17 protein-coding genes are annotated in these 17508 nt (G+C 41.0%); 14 read left to right on the top strand and 3 right to left on the bottom strand.

What is annotated here, in order from left to right:
- Positions 1-4 precede the first annotated feature (4 nt).
- The 6 genes from BHC51_RS02235 to BHC51_RS02210 all read left to right on the top strand — a co-directional run bounded on the left by BHC51_RS02235 (position 5) and on the right by BHC51_RS02210 (position 7657).
- Positions 5-1345: an MFS transporter gene (locus BHC51_RS02235; protein WP_100153213.1), complete on the top strand. Its 1341-nt coding sequence runs from the start codon at positions 5-7 to the stop codon at positions 1343-1345.
- 137 nt (positions 1346-1482) lie between these two features.
- The gene (gene smpB, locus BHC51_RS02230; protein ID WP_100135369.1) at positions 1483-1929 is read left to right on the top strand and encodes an SsrA-binding protein SmpB; all 447 of its coding nucleotides are present in this window, start codon (positions 1483-1485) and stop codon (positions 1927-1929) included.
- A 298-nt stretch (positions 1930-2227) separates the two neighbouring features.
- Complete coding sequence (locus BHC51_RS02225; RefSeq protein ID WP_100100017.1) at positions 2228-2482, top strand: hypothetical protein; 255 nt, start codon at positions 2228-2230, stop codon at positions 2480-2482.
- A gap of 817 nt (positions 2483-3299) precedes the next feature.
- Positions 3300-4865, top strand: a complete 1566-nt coding sequence (guaA, locus tag BHC51_RS02220; protein WP_100137173.1) for a glutamine-hydrolyzing GMP synthase — start codon at positions 3300-3302, stop codon at positions 4863-4865.
- 488 nt (positions 4866-5353) lie between these two features.
- Positions 5354-6550 (top strand): MFS transporter, encoded by a 1197-nt coding sequence (locus BHC51_RS02215; RefSeq protein ID WP_100153212.1) that lies wholly within the window; start codon positions 5354-5356, stop codon positions 6548-6550.
- 135 nt (positions 6551-6685) lie between these two features.
- The gene (locus BHC51_RS02210; protein WP_218966364.1) at positions 6686-7657 is read left to right on the top strand and encodes an alpha/beta hydrolase; all 972 of its coding nucleotides are present in this window, start codon (positions 6686-6688) and stop codon (positions 7655-7657) included.
- A gap of 122 nt (positions 7658-7779) precedes the next feature.
- Here BHC51_RS02210 and BHC51_RS02205 read toward each other — a convergent pair whose 3' ends face one another.
- Entirely contained in the window at positions 7780-8661 is an 882-nt protein-coding gene (locus BHC51_RS02205; RefSeq protein WP_100153210.1) for a LysR family transcriptional regulator, read from the bottom strand.
- 1030 nt (positions 8662-9691) lie between these two features.
- Between BHC51_RS02205 and BHC51_RS02200 the strand changes: the two genes are divergently transcribed.
- A complete protein-coding gene (locus BHC51_RS02200) occupies positions 9692-10342 on the top strand; it encodes a hypothetical protein (protein WP_100153209.1) in 651 nt (216 codons plus the stop codon).
- A 102-nt stretch (positions 10343-10444) separates the two neighbouring features.
- On the opposite strand, the gene BHC51_RS02195 is transcribed toward BHC51_RS02200, so the two are convergent.
- A complete protein-coding gene (locus tag BHC51_RS02195) occupies positions 10445-10639 on the bottom strand; it encodes a CsbD family protein (RefSeq protein ID WP_100100009.1) in 195 nt (64 codons plus the stop codon).
- 403 nt (positions 10640-11042) lie between these two features.
- Between BHC51_RS02195 and BHC51_RS02190 the strand changes: the two genes are divergently transcribed.
- The 7 genes from BHC51_RS02190 (at position 11043) to BHC51_RS02160 (ending at position 16959) form a co-directional block, all read left to right on the top strand.
- Entirely contained in the window at positions 11043-11324 is a 282-nt protein-coding gene (locus BHC51_RS02190) for a hypothetical protein (protein ID WP_100153208.1), read from the top strand.
- Between the two features lie 56 nt (positions 11325-11380).
- Positions 11381-12868: a hypothetical protein gene (locus BHC51_RS12380; protein WP_143558736.1), complete on the top strand. Its 1488-nt coding sequence runs from the start codon at positions 11381-11383 to the stop codon at positions 12866-12868.
- Positions 12869-13039: 171 nt separating this feature from the next.
- Complete coding sequence (dusA, locus tag BHC51_RS02180; RefSeq protein ID WP_100153207.1) at positions 13040-14113, top strand: tRNA dihydrouridine(20/20a) synthase DusA; 1074 nt, start codon at positions 13040-13042, stop codon at positions 14111-14113.
- A gap of 35 nt (positions 14114-14148) precedes the next feature.
- Complete coding sequence (locus BHC51_RS02175; RefSeq protein WP_100153206.1) at positions 14149-14943, top strand: thymidylate synthase; 795 nt, start codon at positions 14149-14151, stop codon at positions 14941-14943.
- Positions 14940-15437, top strand: a complete 498-nt coding sequence (locus tag BHC51_RS02170; protein ID WP_100153205.1) for a dihydrofolate reductase — start codon at positions 14940-14942, stop codon at positions 15435-15437. Before BHC51_RS02175 ends, BHC51_RS02170 begins: the two co-directional genes overlap by 4 nt.
- Positions 15438-15660: 223 nt before the next feature.
- Positions 15661-16158: a thiol peroxidase gene (tpx, locus tag BHC51_RS02165; RefSeq protein WP_100136197.1), complete on the top strand. Its 498-nt coding sequence runs from the start codon at positions 15661-15663 to the stop codon at positions 16156-16158.
- A 123-nt stretch (positions 16159-16281) separates the two neighbouring features.
- Complete coding sequence (locus BHC51_RS02160; RefSeq protein ID WP_100100002.1) at positions 16282-16959, top strand: epoxyqueuosine reductase QueH; 678 nt, start codon at positions 16282-16284, stop codon at positions 16957-16959.
- Positions 16960-17234: 275 nt separating this feature from the next.
- Here the strand turns inward: BHC51_RS02160 and BHC51_RS02155 are convergent.
- Positions 17235-17508: integrase core domain-containing protein (locus tag BHC51_RS02155; RefSeq protein ID WP_143558734.1), on the bottom strand; the 274-nt coding region annotated here is incomplete at its 5' end.

Genomic DNA, 17508 nt, shown 5'->3' with positions numbered 1-17508 from the left:
AATTATGACTAACACGCCTGCATCGCAGCCCAAGCCTGCACCTCAAATCACCCAAAATTCCCCTACTAAAGTTGCCGTTGCCAGCCTGGTAGGTACAGCCGTAGAATTTTACGACTTCTACATATACGGTCTGGCCGCCGCACTGGTACTGGACACCCTGTTTTTTGCAAACAAGGATCCGGCACTTGCCGTCATGCACTCATTTCTCACCTTTGGCATCGCCTTTATCGCCCGCCCCATTGGTGCAGCACTATTCGGCCATTTCGGCGATAAAATCGGCCGCAAAACCACCCTGATTGCATCCTTACTGATAATGGGCATCAGCACCACCCTGATTGGCTTTCTGCCAACCTACCAACAAGCTGGCATCTTTGCACCAATTTGTTTATGCATCCTGCGCTTCTGTCAGGGGCTTGGGCTGGGTGGCGAATGGGGCGGTGCCGCCTTACTGGCTACCGAAAATGCCCCAAGAGGAAAACGCGCCCTCTTCGCCATGTTTCCACAAATCGGGCCTCCTATCGGCTTCATCACCGCCAGCCTGATATTTATTATTCTGTCCAAAAGCCTGAGCAACGAACAAATGATGGCTTGGGGCTGGCGTATTCCCTTTCTACTGAGCATAGTACTAGTTGGCCTTGGCATGTATGTCCGCATGTCCATTATTGAAAGCAATGCCTTTCGCAGCATGGTTGCCAAGCAGAATGCAGTAAAAGTGCCACTGGCTGATACCGTCCGTAAACATTACAAACAGCTTATCCTTGGTTCACTGGCGGCCATGTCATGCTTTACCCTGTTTTTTCTGTCTACTGTATTTTCCCTGCAATATGCCACCACACAACATCCATGGCAAAGCGCACCATTGTTTAACAAAATTGATTACCTATTCATCCTGATGGGTGCCATAGTATTTATGGCTTTAGGTTCGCCCGTCTCAGCATGGCTTTCCGATAAAATCGGCCGCCGTCCGATATTTTTAACTGGTGGCATCCTAACCGTAATAATCGGTTGCTTCTACGGTAATTTAATCAATTGTGACAGTACTGCTGTTGCCGCCATATTTCTGTCCTTTTCCTTATTTGTTATGGGCATTCTATGGACACCACTGGCTGCCTTTTTACCGGAAATATTTCCTACCAACGTACGTTATACCGGCGCAGCCATATCTTTCAGCTTCGGCGGCATCCTGGGCGGCTCACTCACACCCTTTACCGCCGCATGGTTAGTTAAAGAATACAGCTTACAGGGTACCGTATACGTTGGCTGGTTTCTGATCGTCTCCTGCGTGCTTAGCATGCTCGCCGTCCTGCTGCTACCAGAAACACATCAACAGGAAATTGAAAACTAAAACAGATAAAAAACCGATTAACCCAATCGGTTTTTTATTTATTCCATCTATTCCCATCAGCTTTATTAGTAATCTGTCTCCATTACCCATTCTTTCTGCTAAAATAGACACAAAATACAGCGTAACAGAAAACCAATATGAGCATTATCAACAATAAAAAAGCCTTTCACGATTACTTTATTGAAGAACAGATAGAAGCCGGCATCGTTCTTGAAGGCTGGGAGGTCAAAGCCATTCGCGCCGGCCGCGTGCAAATCAAGGAAAGCTATATCCAGTGGAAAAAAGGTGCCTTCTACTTAGTCGGCAGCCACATCACTGCATTACCTACCGCCTCTGATCACGTCAAACCCGATCCGGTACGCCAGCGGAAACTTCTACTGAATCAGTCTGAGATCAACAAACTGATTGGCAAAGTAGAACGCAGTGGCTATACCCTCGTACCCGTCAACATGCATTACAGCCATGGCTATGTAAAAATCGACATGGGCTTAGCCAAAGGTAAAAAACAGCACGACAAGCGCCAAAGCAGTAAAGAAAAAGACTGGAACCGTGAAAAACAACGGCTAATGAAACAGGCGCGTTAAATCATGTCTGACCATAAAATCGCAAATAGGGAAATTGAAAAACATCAATTCCCCTATTTAAATAAAAACTTAAACACAAAAATAATTTCAATCTCAACCCTTTCACCCATAAAATCAAATCTATAAGCACATAGAATTCATTTTAATTAAATCAGTTTCCCTGCGTCCGCTCCCATTCTCACTAATTCATCCAATCCTATATTTCTGTATACATCACTTTCTAGAAATCAATAAAACATATTAAAATAAGCATCAACAACTACAATATTGTTTTTAAAATAATTTGGAGAATTGTGTCATGAAAAAAACTGGTTTTCTTTTAGGACTGTTATTGTTGAGCGGATGTATAACTGTCAACGGAGATTATCGCATTATCGTACAGGATGAAAACGGGCAGGATTTATTACCAAAAGCGAAATTGCTAGCACATGGAACAGGTATTTACACCTTCAAAAATTCACTATGTACAGCCTTTCCCAAAGCTACCATTCGTATTTATGATCTCCACACCAACGAAGAATTAAAAGGAGAAAGCCCGCGTAAATGCCGATAAATTCAGCTCCATTCTCATCAGAAGAATAAATAACATACAGGAACAATATGAACTACCAACCCAAAGATTTAAAAATATACGAGATTGGCACTACAATTTAAAAACCTGTACACAAACATTTATCTGCTTTCAGTCACAGTGAGTGTTTGAACATCCCTGCTTTTTGGACGAACAATCTCAACAAATGATGAAAATTCTAATGCAGTAATATTTTATTATCTGCAATAAACACCGTCATTGCTTCTAGCCATACAAAAACAAACCTAGCATCAAACAAGTTTATTTCACACCCAACGCTATTTACACAGAAGCACTAAAAATAGATATCTACTATCTAAAACCAGCCAACTTTATCAAAACTACAAATGAAAGCCGCAGAGATATTAACGTCATTGAATTCTACATAACATTTACATCTAATCCCATCATTAACAAAAAAGCTCATTTCTATATAAAGTTTAATAAAACCATTTTAGATAAAAGCTTAAATTACTGCTATCAGAACCCGTTTATCAAAATCCTAAAATTTCTGGCACAAGATTGAAGAGAAAAGCAGAATAAAAAAACCATACAACAACATAATTCAATCAGGCTTGATTACCAACCAATATCCATAAACTCGTAAAAACCATAATCATATTCAACCAGCAAAGCCAAATAACAGCAGCCACAAAACAAATACATTAATCATCTTATCCAGATAGATAGCCTATTTTTCACAATATTAGTTTTCCGCATACAGAGCACTTGCAGAAATAAAAGCAGAAAAGTGTTAAAATAACTCGCTTCATACTCAAACACCTGTCAAGAGCCTAGCATGAATCAGGATAAAATCTTAATTCTCGATTTTGGTTCACAAGTAACCCAGCTCATCGCCCGGCGCGTACGTGAAGCTCATGTTTATTGTGAATTACATTCATTCGACATGCCCATTGCCGACATCAAGGCATTCGCCCCCAAAGGCATTATCCTGTCTGGCGGCCCCAATTCAGTATACGAATCAGACTATCAGGCCGATCCAGAAATCCTTAATCTGGGTATCCCTATTCTTGGCATCTGCTATGGCATGCAATGGCTGGCACATACCATGGGTGGTGAAGTCAGCGGTGGTGACCAGCGCGAATTCGGTTATGCTCAAGTGCATACAGAAGACAGCCAGTTTACCAATGGCATTTTCGACAACCAGCCTAACACACTGGATGTATGGATGAGCCATGGCGACAAAGTAAGCAAACTGCCAGACGGCTTTAAAAGCATTGGTCATACCCCTAGCTGCCCTTATGCCATCATCGAAAACCCGCAAAAACACTTCTATGGCGTCCAGTTTCACCCCGAAGTTACCCATACCAAACAAGGGCGTGAATTAATTAACCGTTTTGTACTGGACATCTGTCAGGCCAAACCAAGCTGGACAATGCCAAACTACATCGAAGAAGCCATTACCAAAATTCGCGAGCAGGTAGGTACCGATGAAGTTATTCTGGGTCTTTCCGGTGGCGTGGATTCATCCGTAGCTGCTGCCCTGATTCACCGAGCTATCGGCGATCAGCTTACCTGCGTGTTCGTTGATCATGGCCTGTTGCGCTATCAGGAAGCGCAAATGGTTATGGACATGTTCGGCAAAAACCTTGGCGTAAACGTAATTCACGTCGATGCTTCTGCCGATTTCCTCGAAAAACTCGCAGGCGAAACCGACCCGGAACGCAAACGCAAAATCATCGGTGCCGAGTTTGTCGAAGTCTTCCAGCGCGAAGCTGGCAAACGCCAAAACGCCAAATGGCTGGCACAAGGCACCATCTATCCCGATGTAATTGAAAGCGCCGGCGCCAAAACCAAAAAAGCGCATGCCATCAAAAGCCATCACAACGTAGGCGGCCTGCCGGAAACACTCAACCTGCAACTGCTGGAACCACTGCGCGACCTCTTCAAAGACGAAGTGCGCGAACTAGGCGTAGCTCTGGGACTACCACGCGACATGGTATATCGCCATCCCTTCCCTGGTCCCGGTCTGGGCGTGCGTATTCTGGGCGAAGTTAAACGCGAGTATGCCGACTTACTGCGCCGTGCCGACCATATCTTTATCGAAGAATTACGTAACACCTGCGATGAAGACGGCTTATCCTGGTACGACAAGACCAGTCAGGCATTTGCCGTTTTCCTGCCGGTAAAATCCGTAGGCGTCATGGGAGACGGCCGCACCTACGAATACGTAGTAGCCTTGCGTGCAGTTATTACCAGCGACTTCATGACCGCCCACTGGGCACACCTGCCGTACGATTTACTTGGCCGCGTTTCCAACCGCATCATCAACGAAGTCCGCGGCATCAACCGCGTGGTTTACGATGTCAGCGGCAAACCACCTGCTACCATTGAGTGGGAATAACAGCGCACTCACCATATTAACGCAAATCAAAAAGCCTTGTTTACCACAGGGCTTTTTCTTTTTCAGCATCCTCTGGCCTCAAAACCCTGCTTATTCTTGCCACCAGCAATAAAAAACACATTTTTCAGAAAAACAACAGCAATGCTTTCATACCAAATCTGATTTCCAACTACAAGCAAATTGCATCATCTATCAATTTTTCACTAACTTATCTTCGTCATCTAAAGCCAGCATTTACTTCACTCCCCCAAGCAAATTTCAGTACATATCATCCTTAAAAAGTCACCAAGCCATGCTTTTCAGGCATTAATTACCATAAAGTATAAGTATTTTACATAGAAATTTTAGCTACTTATACTTTTCAAAACAGCATGAAAGTATCAATCAGCCAATAAAACATCCACAAAAAACATAGTAAATGCCTACACAACTCTAAAAAATGAATACCACATCAATTGCGCAAACCAGATAACGGAGACTCAGCAACAATGCAGCAGCAAACCCATCAGCCACCAGCAACAGCACACTGGTCTGCCGTTTTCTCATTATTTATGGGCGTTACCAGCCTCATCAGCGCCGAATTTGTCCCGATTAGCCTGCTAACGCCAATAGCCAAATCCCTGAACATCACTGAAGGCATGGCAGGGCAAACTGTTACCGCTGTAGGTATTTTTGCTGTAATAGCCAGCCTCTTCCTGTCATCAGTAGCCAAAACCACCAACAGGCGCACAGTCTTATTAATCATGTCTGCCATGTTAATAGCAGCAAATACATTAATTGCCTTTGCCCCAAACTATATTCTACTGCTTAGCGGACGTTGCCTATTAGGACTGTGTGTCGGCAGCTTCTGGTCACTAGCATCCGCCGTAACCATACAACTGGTACCGGAAAAAGAGGTTTCGCGTGCGCTCAGCATTGTCTACGCCGGCGTATCCGTGGCCACCATCATTTCCCTGCCATTGGCCAGTTATCTGGGCAACATCATCGGCTGGAGAAGCATCTTCCTGCTCACCGCACTTTTAGGCGTTGCCGCATTTATCTGGCAATTCTTCTCCTTACCCGACCTGCCAGCGCAAGCTGATAGCAACTTTAAACAGATGCTCTTACTCTTAAAGCAGCCATGGGTAGCCACCGGAATACTGGCCACCATATTCAGCTATGGCGGATATCATATTTTCTTCACCTACTTAAGACCTTTTCTGCAACATACACTTTCCCTGCCAGCTAATACCTTATCCATACTGTTACTGATTTTCGGCATCGGCAATTTTGCCGGCACCATTATCGCCGGATGGATAATGCATAAACACTTTAAACCAAGCATGATAATCAGCCACATCATTTTATTTATTCTGGCTGTCACATTACTGTTCAGCCACAACAATCCGGCCACCGATTCAGCACTTATTGTTGCATGGGGTTTCATGTTTGGTTTTCTGCCTGTCGGCTGGTCAACATGGATAGCCATTACATTGGCCAACAAAGCCGAAATGATGGGCGGCCTGTCTGTGGCAGCCATACAATTTGCCATCGGCTTAGCTGCGGCCATAGGCGGCATCATCTATGACCATCAGGGCATAGCGGGAATTTTCTTAAGTTCCGCATTAATTTTTATCGCAGCACTACTACTCATGAAAACCAGCTTTGCACTATATACCCGCGCAACAGCTAAACCCTTTTCATAAATTATTCTTCACCAGATTCAACAAAGAGACTTCCCAATCATGCAAAACATCAGTCTTTATCTCAAAAAGAAAATTTTTATAACCATATGTCTCAGTTTTTTCGGACTGTTTCCCCCACTATCAATCGGAGCCAATATGTCAAACAACGCAGATAATTTTTATCAAAGTAAACAAGTAACCATGCAGAAAGTCAGCTTTCTCAATCAGTATAAAATGAAAGTGGCTGGTAATCTGTTTACACCGAAAACATTAGCAGCAAACACAAAATACCCGACCATCATTGTCGGCCATCCCATGGGCGCAGTAAAAGAACAAAGCGCCAATTTATACGCCACCAAAATGGCCGAACAGGGCTTTGTCACACTGGCAATCGACTTATCATACTGGGGTGAAAGCGAAGGACAACCACGCAATGCCGTATTGCCCGACGTATATAGCGAGGATTTCAGTGCCGCTGTAGATTTTTTAGGTACCCAGCCTTTTGTAGACCGCAACAACATAGGCGTAATCGGCATTTGTGGCAGTGGCAGTTTTGCCATCAGCGCCGCCAAAATCGACCCGCGTTTCAAAGCCATCGCCACAGTCAGCATGTACGACATGGGTGCCGCAACTCGCAATGGCCTCAATCATTCACTCACCCTGCAACAGAGAAAACAAATTCTTCAGCAAGCAGCAGAACAGCGTTACATAGAATTTACCGGCGGTAAAACTTTATATACCGGTGGCACCATCAATAAAGGGCAAATTACCGCCAAAGACAGCCCAATTGCACATGAATTTTATGATTTTTACCGCACCGCGCGTGGCGAATTTACCCCGGCTGGCTCTCAACCTGAATTAACCACCCATCCCACCCTGACCAGCAACCCCAAATTCATGAACTTCTACCCCTTCAACGACATAGAAACCATATCTCCGCGACCATTATTATTTATCACCGGTGATAAAGCCCATTCCAAAGAATTCAGCGAAGATGCTTACCGCCGCGCTGCCGAACCTAAAGAGCTTTACTATGTCAAAAATGCGGGACACGTTGATCTGTACGACCGCGTCAACCTGATTCCATTTGACAAACTGGTTTCATTCTTTAAGGCAAATCTGCATTAACACCACAGCATGACAAAAAAACATAACATCAATGTTTAAAAATATCTCTTCCTACCTGCACCATAAGCTTAGCTTATGCGTGCAGGTATAGCCTTACATAAAACTAAGCGCAGATTCCACCACTAAACACAAAAACTTGCCTTCAAGCGTTGCAAAAACAGAGCAGAAACCCGTGAAAATAACTGATATCTTTTCCAGACAACATTCACATCAACTTCCAGCAGCGGCTCCAGTGGCCTGAAACAGAACATACTTTCCCCGGTCGTATTAATAAGCTTGTCCAGACACAGCGCATAGCCCACATTCTGTTCCACCAGCAACGCCGCATTAAAAATCAGATTATACGTAGCAACCACATCAAGCTTGTCATAATCCCTTTTTATCCATCTGGCGATACTGTCACTCACATACTTCTGTCTCGACATAATCAGCGGCAGGTTCCATAAATCTTCCGGCCGGATAAAATCACGCTCAGCTAACGCATCATCTTTTCTCATCAATACCCCCCATCTATCCTTCTGCGGCAGACACAAAGATTCATAATTCTTCAGATAAGCAGGATCAATCAATACCCCGAAATCCAGTAAGCCCTTATCAATCCGTTCCGTCACATCATTCGCATTACCACTATAAATATGAATACGAACATGCGGATAATCCAACTGCATCGCCTTAATCACCATTACTACCGGTCGTAAAGCATCTGTTTCACCACAGCCAATATAAATATCACCACTAAGCGTTTTATCAGACTTATGAAATTCAGCTTCAGTTTTGTGCACCAGCTCAAGAATTTCCTCAGCACGCTGGCGCAAATGCATGCCGTCTTCAGTCAGCATAATTTTCCGGCTGCCACGGATAAACAGCTTACGCCCCAGCTCATCTTCCAGCTCCATAAGCTGGCGCGACAGCGTTGGCTGGGTAATATGCAAATAATCGGCCGCAGCAGTCACACTTTCCTGTTTAGCCAGCGCCAGAAAATAACGTAAAATCTTAATATCCACCAGTTCACCCCTCCTAACTCCATGACCAAATATACCCTCTTAGCAGAATATTTATTTCCTTTAAACCACCATTTAACTGGCCATCAATCCTATCTATAAAATCAGACTGCCACAAAATATTATTGCAACCACATCAGCTTAAAATCAAACCCGACTATCCTAGCTCTTGCCATCACTATCCGGCACTACCTGATTAAAAAAGCCGTTGTAACAGTTATTCGTCTTAAGCATCTAAAACTAGTTTAGGTAATTGTTTAAACTGAAAATATTTCATAAAATAATACTGCATAAACGTAAAAAATTCTTTTTATTAAGTCACAGAGGATTTAAACATGAAATAAATAATACTATATCAATTCGTATTTATTTTATGAGATGCTCAAGCCGCTATTCCTGTTAAAGAACTTTGCCGTAAATATAGTATGGGGAAGTCAACTTTTTATAAACAGCGCAATAAATACGGTAGTATGGAAACCTAATATAGCAAACGCTTAAACAACTGGAAGCTGAAAACCATACGCTTAAGCTGATGTTTGCTGAATTGAGTTTAAAAAATCAGCTCAGCTGAAAATAACTAAAATCTCAAGTACTTATAACGTCATGTAAAGTTTGAAGGGTGCTACTACAAGAAAGTCATTATATTGACATTGTCATAATGTACACTATTGTTGGCTTAAGCCACTATGCTGACCATGATCAACCTAAGTCAGCAGATTCTTTGATGATGTCGATATTCAATGCGATCACTGCCTGACATTAAGGATGATTACGGTTGCAATATTCGATTGTAATATCCTCAACTATGAGCACTAGGTATTATCTTCTTATAGCATTAATACATCTGAACTATCTGTAGGCGACCAAAGTATAAATTTTATTTTTAATAGCGAGATAGTCAACTGCAAAACTGCAATTTGCTTAGTATATTATTGCAATAGAAATCAATAGTGGTCAGAATTTAATGGTTAACAGTATTTTAAAGATTATAATAAGTAAATTTTGAATTCATACTATATTTGATTATCAGCCTATGAGTATCCTTTCTCTGATTAAATCTGTTTCGATATTTTCATCTTCAAGCTTATTAAGAGAAATTTTTATACATAGATTCATCCCATCGGAAGAAAAAACGAAACAAATTTCAGATTACTTACTACATAACAGAAAAGAACTAAAAGAAAGAAACGCCAGCATTTTGGAACAAAAATTAACTTTACTACAAGTACCTTATTTAAAATATCTTGACTTGAGTCAGATTGATCATTGGGAAAAAAATTTTAGTGATGATCCTGAATTGCTGCTTGATCTTTATGTCGCACAAGGGGTCATGCACAAGGGGTTAAAAAGAATTATATGGGATGAAAATAGCGCTAGCTACCATTATATCAATCAATTTACGCAACCAAAAACCTGCACCAGTAGTGGCACAGCGATAAAATTGGTTAAAAATAAAATCACGACATGGACGATTACTATTTTCAGTATTTCACTAATATTGATGTTAATCCATAAATTCCCTTTAATTATCGAAATTATAGCTCTGATAATGACAACAATATTGTTAGGCTTGATTTTGTTTTCTAATTATCGTGATCTTATTGTGTCAGAGGCAACTGAAAGAATCATTAACAAATATCCAGAGCTAATTCAAGGATATGAATATGATTTAAAAAACAATTAACTTTTATAATATTAAGTTTTTGTTTGAGTGATGAATTATTCATCGTCTTATATTGAATGCAGCAAAAAACCGCTCATATAGAGCGGTTTCATTTATTCTGCGTCAATCCTGAAATTTTTTCTTAATCGAATCCACGGCACTATCTATAGCATTAGACACATCATGAACAGCGTCTTTGACACCACCAACAGCCTTGTCCACCATACCTTCAGACTGGGTTTTAGTATCACCAACTACCTTACCAACATTTTCTTTTACTTCGCCTTTAGCTTTATCAACGAATCCATTATCACTCATAACCATCTCCATTCTGTTTGTTTACAGTTTACAACAGTAATAAATTAAACTACCGGTAAATTTTTATCCTTCAAAAACTTATCTTAGAGAGACAATCATTCGCCTGCAATGGCTAAAACCAACATTTGCAGCTAATTACAAATATCATTACAAAATAAGCAAATCACACAATTAATTAACCTAAACATATAGTTATACATATAACTACACATTAATAATTGCCACGCTACAGTGCTTTATTTCAGGCAAGATAAAACCTGCTATATCAACAATAGTCATATGCAGTTTTGAAGATGGTTTTTAAATAGAATTCTTCGTTAAACTTAAACAAGAAAAATTTATTTTAGTCAACAACATAAAGTATGATAACAAAAATCTGAAACCAGCTAAAACAGGGATAGTAATGAAGAAGATTAAGGCGTTGATTAAAAAACTCAAGCAAATTACACGTGATAATGGGAATGAGATATATGCAAAGGCTCAATTTAATTTGGGTCAAATTTATGAATGTAAAAAAAATTTGAATAAAGCAATTAAGTCTTTTTCAAATATTTTAGAAAGTGATTCTCAGCTAGTCTACTCTAAAGCTCAGTACCATCTAGCTAATATTTATTTTTTTCATAAAAAAAAGAAGATGAAAGAGAAGATGAAAGAGAGGATGAAAGAGAAGATGAAGAGAAGATGAACAAGAAGATGAACAAGAAGATGAACAAGAAGATGAACAAGAAGATGAACAAGAAGATGAACAAGAAGATTAACAAGAAGATTAACAAGAAGATTAACAAGAAGATTAACAAGAAGATTAACAAGAAGATTAACAAGAAGATTAACAAGAAGATTAACAAGAAGATTAACAAGAAGATTAACAAGAAGATTAACAAGAAGGCACGAAATTATTATAATGAAGTCAAATATTATAGTTCTGAGCCTGATACTTATGTTTCCGCCAGAGTAATATCAGAACTAATTGCTAACAAACCTAGCCTTGGTTCAAAGAAAAGTAAATTACAAAAATCAATTAATAAAATTGAGAAGATTAGTACGTTAGTTGATGATATAAAAGATAAATTATTAGTTTCTTTCAAGCTAAAAAACTCACATAATGATAACACAAAAGCAAAAGAGCCAGAACGGCGCGTTGCCCATTATACCAAGCCGGCAGTCTTGTTTAATCTGCTTAAAGGAAGCAATCCCAGTAAATTCCGGCTGAATATCGTCGATTTTATGAATGATCCCAGTGAAAATAAGGTATTAACCAACTGGCTGAATATTACCAATAATCCGAATAATGAAATTAAAAGCTTTTTAGCCAGTTTTACTTTCAATCATAATTCTTTAAATCAGTTTCGTTTATATGGTAATGAAGAGAATATCCCAGGCTCCGGCGTAAGCATTGCTTTGAGTCGAAATTTTTTTGATCTGGATACAAAGCGCAGTACCAGGAATAAAATAGCACTAGCGGGCATTGAGTCTATTATATCCGTCGGTAATAAACAAATAAAACTTGAAACTATACAAGCAGAAAATAAAAGTAACGATACACTTCATCCTCTGCCTTTATATCGTTGCCTGTATTTTGACCCCAAAACTGGATATATGTCTCTAGCCAAACGCAATGAACAATCGTTTTCTCTGGAGATGTATGATGAAAAAAACTACATAGACGATAAAACGGAAAGCAAAATTTATAAATTAATTAAAAAAAACAAACATTCTTACATAGACAATAAAACGGAAAGCAAAATTTATAAATTAATTAAAAAAAACAAACATTCTTACATAGACAATAAACGGCAAAAATATGTTAATCTATTAAAAGAAGAAAAACAAATTAAATTTATTCGCACATATTTAAAAATAATAAGAAAATTAATGAGTAAACTTTTAAATAACAAAGAATTGCAAAAGATACCCAATTTGGAGCAATTACTTAGTTTGGCCGTCTTACCCATTTCCTGTCTGATAAAACATGCCGCTTTCGAAGACGAAGATGAATGCCGTATGATTTATATCACTCATATTGCAGATGATAAGATTGTAGAACCTCAAGACTACCAGTCCACTACTAGTCTATACGTTGAATATACTAATGTAGAAGATTATATTGATAATATTTATTTAGGTCCGAATTGCAAAGCACAACATGAATTATGGCTGCAAAACCATATCAAGAAAAAACAGGGTAGGAAACAAATCAGGTTGATTAAGTCTGAAGTGCCACTGCGTTAAACTACATAAATAATTAGAGATTGATGCAAAGATTCATTTTTAGCATGCAGTTAAGGTAAGCTGCTTATTTAGCCATGTATAATCTAGCTTTATGAGAAAATGATTAGGGTGAAGGCTGAGCTGAGTTTCTGGATCAGCTTGATTTCACTGATGTTTTAAGAATGCTGGATTATGCAAGAAAGTAAACAGTTAAGCAGTACAGATGTTTCTGTGCAAGGTGGTGGTTGTCAGCCTGATAACAGCCCTCAGCCGAAAAGAACCTTGTCTGTGGCACCCATGCTGGACTTAACAGACAGGCACTACCGCTATATGGCCAGACTGATTTCCAGAAACGCATGGCTGTATACGGAAATGATTAATGCCAATGCAATCATTCATGGTAATAGCGATAAATTACTGGCTTATCACCCACAGGAGCAGCCAATTGCCTTGCAGCTAGGCGGCAGTGACCCCGCTGCTTTGGCGCAGGCAGCAAAAATTGCTGCCGGTTATGCATACAATGAAATCAATCTGAACTGTGGCTGCCCTAGCCCGCGGGTACAGCAAGGTGCCTTTGGTGCCTGTCTGATGCGTGAAGTTGCGCTGGTAGCGCAATGTCTGAATGCGATGCAGGAAGCTGTATCCATTCCGGTAACTATCAAGCACCGCATTGGTCTGGATAAAGAAACCGCCTACCAGCCGCTGGCCGATTTTGTGGGTACATTACGCGAGCAAACAGCCTGCCGCATTTTTATTGTGCATGCGCGCAATGCGTGGCTCGAGGGTTTATCTCCCAAAGATAATCGTGATATTCCGCCACTACGTTATGATTATGTTTATCGTCTGAAACAGGAATTTCCTGATCTGGAAATTATTCTTAATGGTGGTGTCACTACTAATGAGCAAATCAGCCAGCATCTGCAATATGTTGATGGTGTGATGGTTGGGCGCGAGGCTTATCATAATCCGATGCTGATGCGCAGTTGGGATGCTGAATTTTATGGCAGCAGGCAGCCTGCCGTTGAATACGATGCGCTGGTTGAGCAGTTAATCGACTATACGCAGCAGCAACTGGCTGAGCCAGATAATTCTTTACGCCATATGGCACGGCATTATCTGGGGCTGATGCACGGCCTGCATGGTGCACGCCAGTGGCGGCGCATGTTATCAGATGCTGCATTATTAAAAAATAATGATGCCGGCCTGATTGCCGCTGCATGGCAGGCAGTGACAAACAGCAGTATCAGCCAGTCTGTATCAATTTAAGCTACAATTGCCCTATTTTGTATTGGATAATCCGCATGCAACAGTATCTTGATTTAATGCAACACGTGCTCGACCACGGTGTAGATAAGGCAGACCGTACCGGCACTGGTACCCGCTCAGTATTTGGTTATCAGATGCGCTTTAATCTGGCTAACGGCTTTCCTGTGCTCACTACTAAAAAGCTGCACTTACGCTCTATTATTTACGAATTATTGTGGTTTTTACGTGGTGATACCAATATCCGCTACTTGCACGAGCATAATGTTTCTATCTGGGATGAGTGGGCTGATGCCGATGGCAATCTGGGACCAGTATATGGTTATCAGTGGCGTAGCTGGCCAGCTCCGGATGGCCGTCATATCGATCAGATAAGTAATCTGCTGCAACAGATTAAAACCAATCCGGACAGTCGCCGCCTGATTGTTTCTGCATGGAATCCGGCTTTAGTAGACGAAATGGCCTTGCCTCCCTGTCATGCATTGTTTCAGTTTTACGTTGCCGAAGGCAAACTGTCGTGCCAGCTTTATCAGCGTAGTGCGGATATTTTTCTGGGCGTACCGTTTAATATTGCCAGCTATGCTTTGCTGACAATGATGATTGCTCAGGTATGTGATTTAAAAGCAGGTGAATTTATTCATACACTGGGTGATGCTCATCTGTACAGCAATCACTTTGAACAGGCGAAGCTGCAATTAAGCCGCAGCCCGAAAAAGCTGCCGCAAATGCACCTTAATCCCGAGATTAATGACTTGTTTTCTTTCCAGTTTGAAGATTTCACGCTTTCTGATTATCATCCGGATGCTCATATTAAAGCCCCTGTAGCAGTATGAATAAACACAATAAAATTACCTTAGTTGCCGCACTGTCTGACAATAACTGTATCGGTGAAAACAACTGTATTCCTTGGCACGTACCTGAAGATTTTGAATTTTTTAAAAATTACACCATGGGAAAGCCTGTGGTGATGGGACGCAAAACCTGGGAATCACTACCGAAGAAACCGCTGCCGGGGCGGCCAAACTACGTTATTAGCCGGCAGCAAGAGCAGCAATTCAGCGGAGCTATTTTGTGTCACAGTATCGAAGAGGCGATTCAGGAACTGGCGGATTGCCCGGAAATCATCATCATGGGCGGAGCGCAAATTTACGCTCAGGCGATGCCGCTGGCCACAGATTTACGCTTAACCAGAATTCATATGAGCGTAATGGGTGACACTTTTTTTCCAGCAATTGACACCACTGAATGGCTGCGAATAGAAAGCAGCAGTCATATCAGCAGTAAAAACGATATTGCTTATGATTTGCTGCATTTTGTACGGCGCTGAGCTTCTATCTAAAGATTTTTTCTGCTAGCCAGTTTGCATTCAGCCTGAATACAGCAATACCTGTAACAGCAATGCTTGCTGGCTAGTTGTATTAATTGACTCTGCTTATGCGCTGATGTTTTAACAACTGTAATCAGCATAGATAAACTTTGACAGTTACCCACCAATCCCCCACAATAAGCCTACACCTTATTAACCAGATTAAACATCAAAGGATACAATCATGAGTACAGTTACCCTGCAAGGTACACCCGTAGAAGTAGGCGGCCAGTTTCCACAAGCAGGCAGCACGGCACCGGCATTCAGCCTTACCGATGCCAGCCTGAATGAAATATCACTTGCAGACTTCGCCGGCAAACGTAAAGTACTGAATATTTTTCCCAGCGTAGATACAGGTGTTTGTGCTGCGTCAGTACGCCATTTCAATGCAGCCGCAGCCAAGCTGTCCAATACCGTTGTATTGTGTATTTCTGCTGATTTACCTTTTGCTCAGGCACGTTTTTGTGGTGCTGAAGGGCTGGATCAGGTAAAAACTTTATCAACATTCCGTCATCCTGAATTTCAGGATCAATACGGTGTTAAGCTGAGCAATGGCCCTTTGGCTGGCTTATGTGCCCGCGCTGTAATTGTGCTGGATGAAAACAATCAGGTATTACATAGCCAGCTAGTGGCTGAAATCACAACTGAACCGGATTACGAGCAGGCATTAGCGGTGCTGTAAAACAGCCTTCTCATACAAGCGTTCAGATATCTGAACGCTTTTTTTCTTTCCGACTATGTTGTTGTGCTGGCAGCTTTGTTAAAATCTCTTCAGAAAAATAGCAAATATCAGGAAATCACATCAATGAATCCACAACCAGTTACCACAGCGGTACAGCGCCCTAAATTAACTCTCCCTAATGGCGCAAATAAAGTATTGCTACACTCATGCTGCGCCCCCTGCTCCGGTGAAGTAATGGAAGCAATGCTGGCCTCAGGTATCGATTACACCATTTATTTTTATAATCCTAATATTCATCCCAAAAAAGAATACGAAATTCGCAAAGATGAAAACAAGGCTTTTGCTGATAAATTCAATATTCCTTTTGTGGATGCTGACTATGATATGGACAATTGGTTTGAACGTGCTAAAGGCATGGAATTTGAACCTGAGCGTGGTATCCGCTGCACTATGTGCTTTGATATGCGCTTCGAACGCACTGCTTTATATGCACACGAGAACGGTTTTTCGGTTATTACCAGCTCATTAGGAATTTCGCGCTGGAAAAATATGCAGCAAATTAATGACTGCGGTAAACGCGCAGCAGAGAAATATCCTAACCTTACCTACTGGGACTACAACTGGCGTAAAGGCGGTGGCAGCCAGCGTATGATTGAAATCAGTAAGCGTGAACAGTTTTATCAGCAGGAATATTGTGGTTGTGCCTACTCTTTACGTGACAGTAACGCATGGCGACGTGAGCAAGGCAGAGAACCTATTAAAATCGGTACCAAATACTATGGAGTTGAAGAAGAAGCATAAGCAATCAGTCTCAATCTAATAGCTTGCGATTAATTTCTTTAACAAATCTTTAAATATAATTAAGTATTGAAGCGGATTTTGACCAGAATCCGCTTTTTCTTTGTAAAAACTGGTATAGCAGAAATGGAATGATCAGCAAACCATTGTTTTCGTGCTGACAATGAAATTCTTGTAACAAGACAAAGCTATGGAGATATTCCGTCCTGATTACCATAATGACTGTATGTGGTCTTAGTGTAAATACCCCAAACTTAGTACAAGATTCAAGTAGAAAATTATGCTGCTTGTTTTAGGGTTTTATATTCAATCGGCGTCATATTATTTAATGCTTCATGAGGTCTTTCCGTGTTATAAATGGTTAGCCATTCTTCGGTTACCTTTCTTGCTTGTTCCAGATTATTAAATAGATATAAATCTAGTACCTCTGTGCGATAGGTGCGATTAAATCGTTCAATATATCCGTTTTGATATGGGCTGCCCGCTTGAATATAATCTATGGATATACCATGTGACTTTGCCCAGTCGATGAATGTTTTTCCGGTAAATTCC

The sequence above is a fragment of the Snodgrassella alvi genome (assembly GCF_002777745.1).
GTDB classification, from domain to species: domain Bacteria; phylum Pseudomonadota; class Gammaproteobacteria; order Burkholderiales; family Neisseriaceae; genus Snodgrassella; species Snodgrassella alvi_D.
This window is presented reverse-complemented; position numbering and strand designations above follow the sequence as displayed.

What these genes read in the sequence shown, in the direction of transcription:
- BHC51_RS02200 (WP_100153209.1), top strand. Translation starts at nt 9,692, where the DNA reads ATGAGTATCCTTTCTCTGATTAAATCTGTTTCGATATTTTCATCTTCA.
- BHC51_RS02170 (WP_100153205.1), top strand. Translation starts at nt 14,940, where the DNA reads ATGAATAAACACAATAAAATTACCTTAGTTGCCGCACTGTCTGACAAT.
- BHC51_RS02175 (WP_100153206.1), top strand. Translation starts at nt 14,149, where the DNA reads ATGCAACAGTATCTTGATTTAATGCAACACGTGCTCGACCACGGTGTA.
- guaA (WP_100137173.1), top strand. Translation starts at nt 3,300, where the DNA reads ATGAATCAGGATAAAATCTTAATTCTCGATTTTGGTTCACAAGTAACC.
- BHC51_RS02225 (WP_100100017.1), top strand. Translation starts at nt 2,228, where the DNA reads ATGAAAAAAACTGGTTTTCTTTTAGGACTGTTATTGTTGAGCGGATGT.
- dusA (WP_100153207.1), top strand. Translation starts at nt 13,040, where the DNA reads ATGCAAGAAAGTAAACAGTTAAGCAGTACAGATGTTTCTGTGCAAGGT.
- BHC51_RS02215 (WP_100153212.1), top strand. Translation starts at nt 5,354, where the DNA reads ATGCAGCAGCAAACCCATCAGCCACCAGCAACAGCACACTGGTCTGCC.
- BHC51_RS02160 (WP_100100002.1), top strand. Translation starts at nt 16,282, where the DNA reads ATGAATCCACAACCAGTTACCACAGCGGTACAGCGCCCTAAATTAACT.
- BHC51_RS02210 (WP_218966364.1), top strand. Translation starts at nt 6,686, where the DNA reads ATGTCAAACAACGCAGATAATTTTTATCAAAGTAAACAAGTAACCATG.
- BHC51_RS02190 (WP_100153208.1), top strand. Translation starts at nt 11,043, where the DNA reads ATGAAGAAGATTAAGGCGTTGATTAAAAAACTCAAGCAAATTACACGT.
- tpx (WP_100136197.1), top strand. Translation starts at nt 15,661, where the DNA reads ATGAGTACAGTTACCCTGCAAGGTACACCCGTAGAAGTAGGCGGCCAG.
- BHC51_RS12380 (WP_143558736.1), top strand. Translation starts at nt 11,381, where the DNA reads ATGAACAAGAAGATTAACAAGAAGATTAACAAGAAGATTAACAAGAAG.
- BHC51_RS02235 (WP_100153213.1), top strand. Translation starts at nt 5, where the DNA reads ATGACTAACACGCCTGCATCGCAGCCCAAGCCTGCACCTCAAATCACC.
- smpB (WP_100135369.1), top strand. Translation starts at nt 1,483, where the DNA reads ATGAGCATTATCAACAATAAAAAAGCCTTTCACGATTACTTTATTGAA.
- BHC51_RS02195 (WP_100100009.1), bottom strand. Translation starts at nt 10,639, where the DNA reads ATGAGTGATAATGGATTCGTTGATAAAGCTAAAGGCGAAGTAAAAGAA.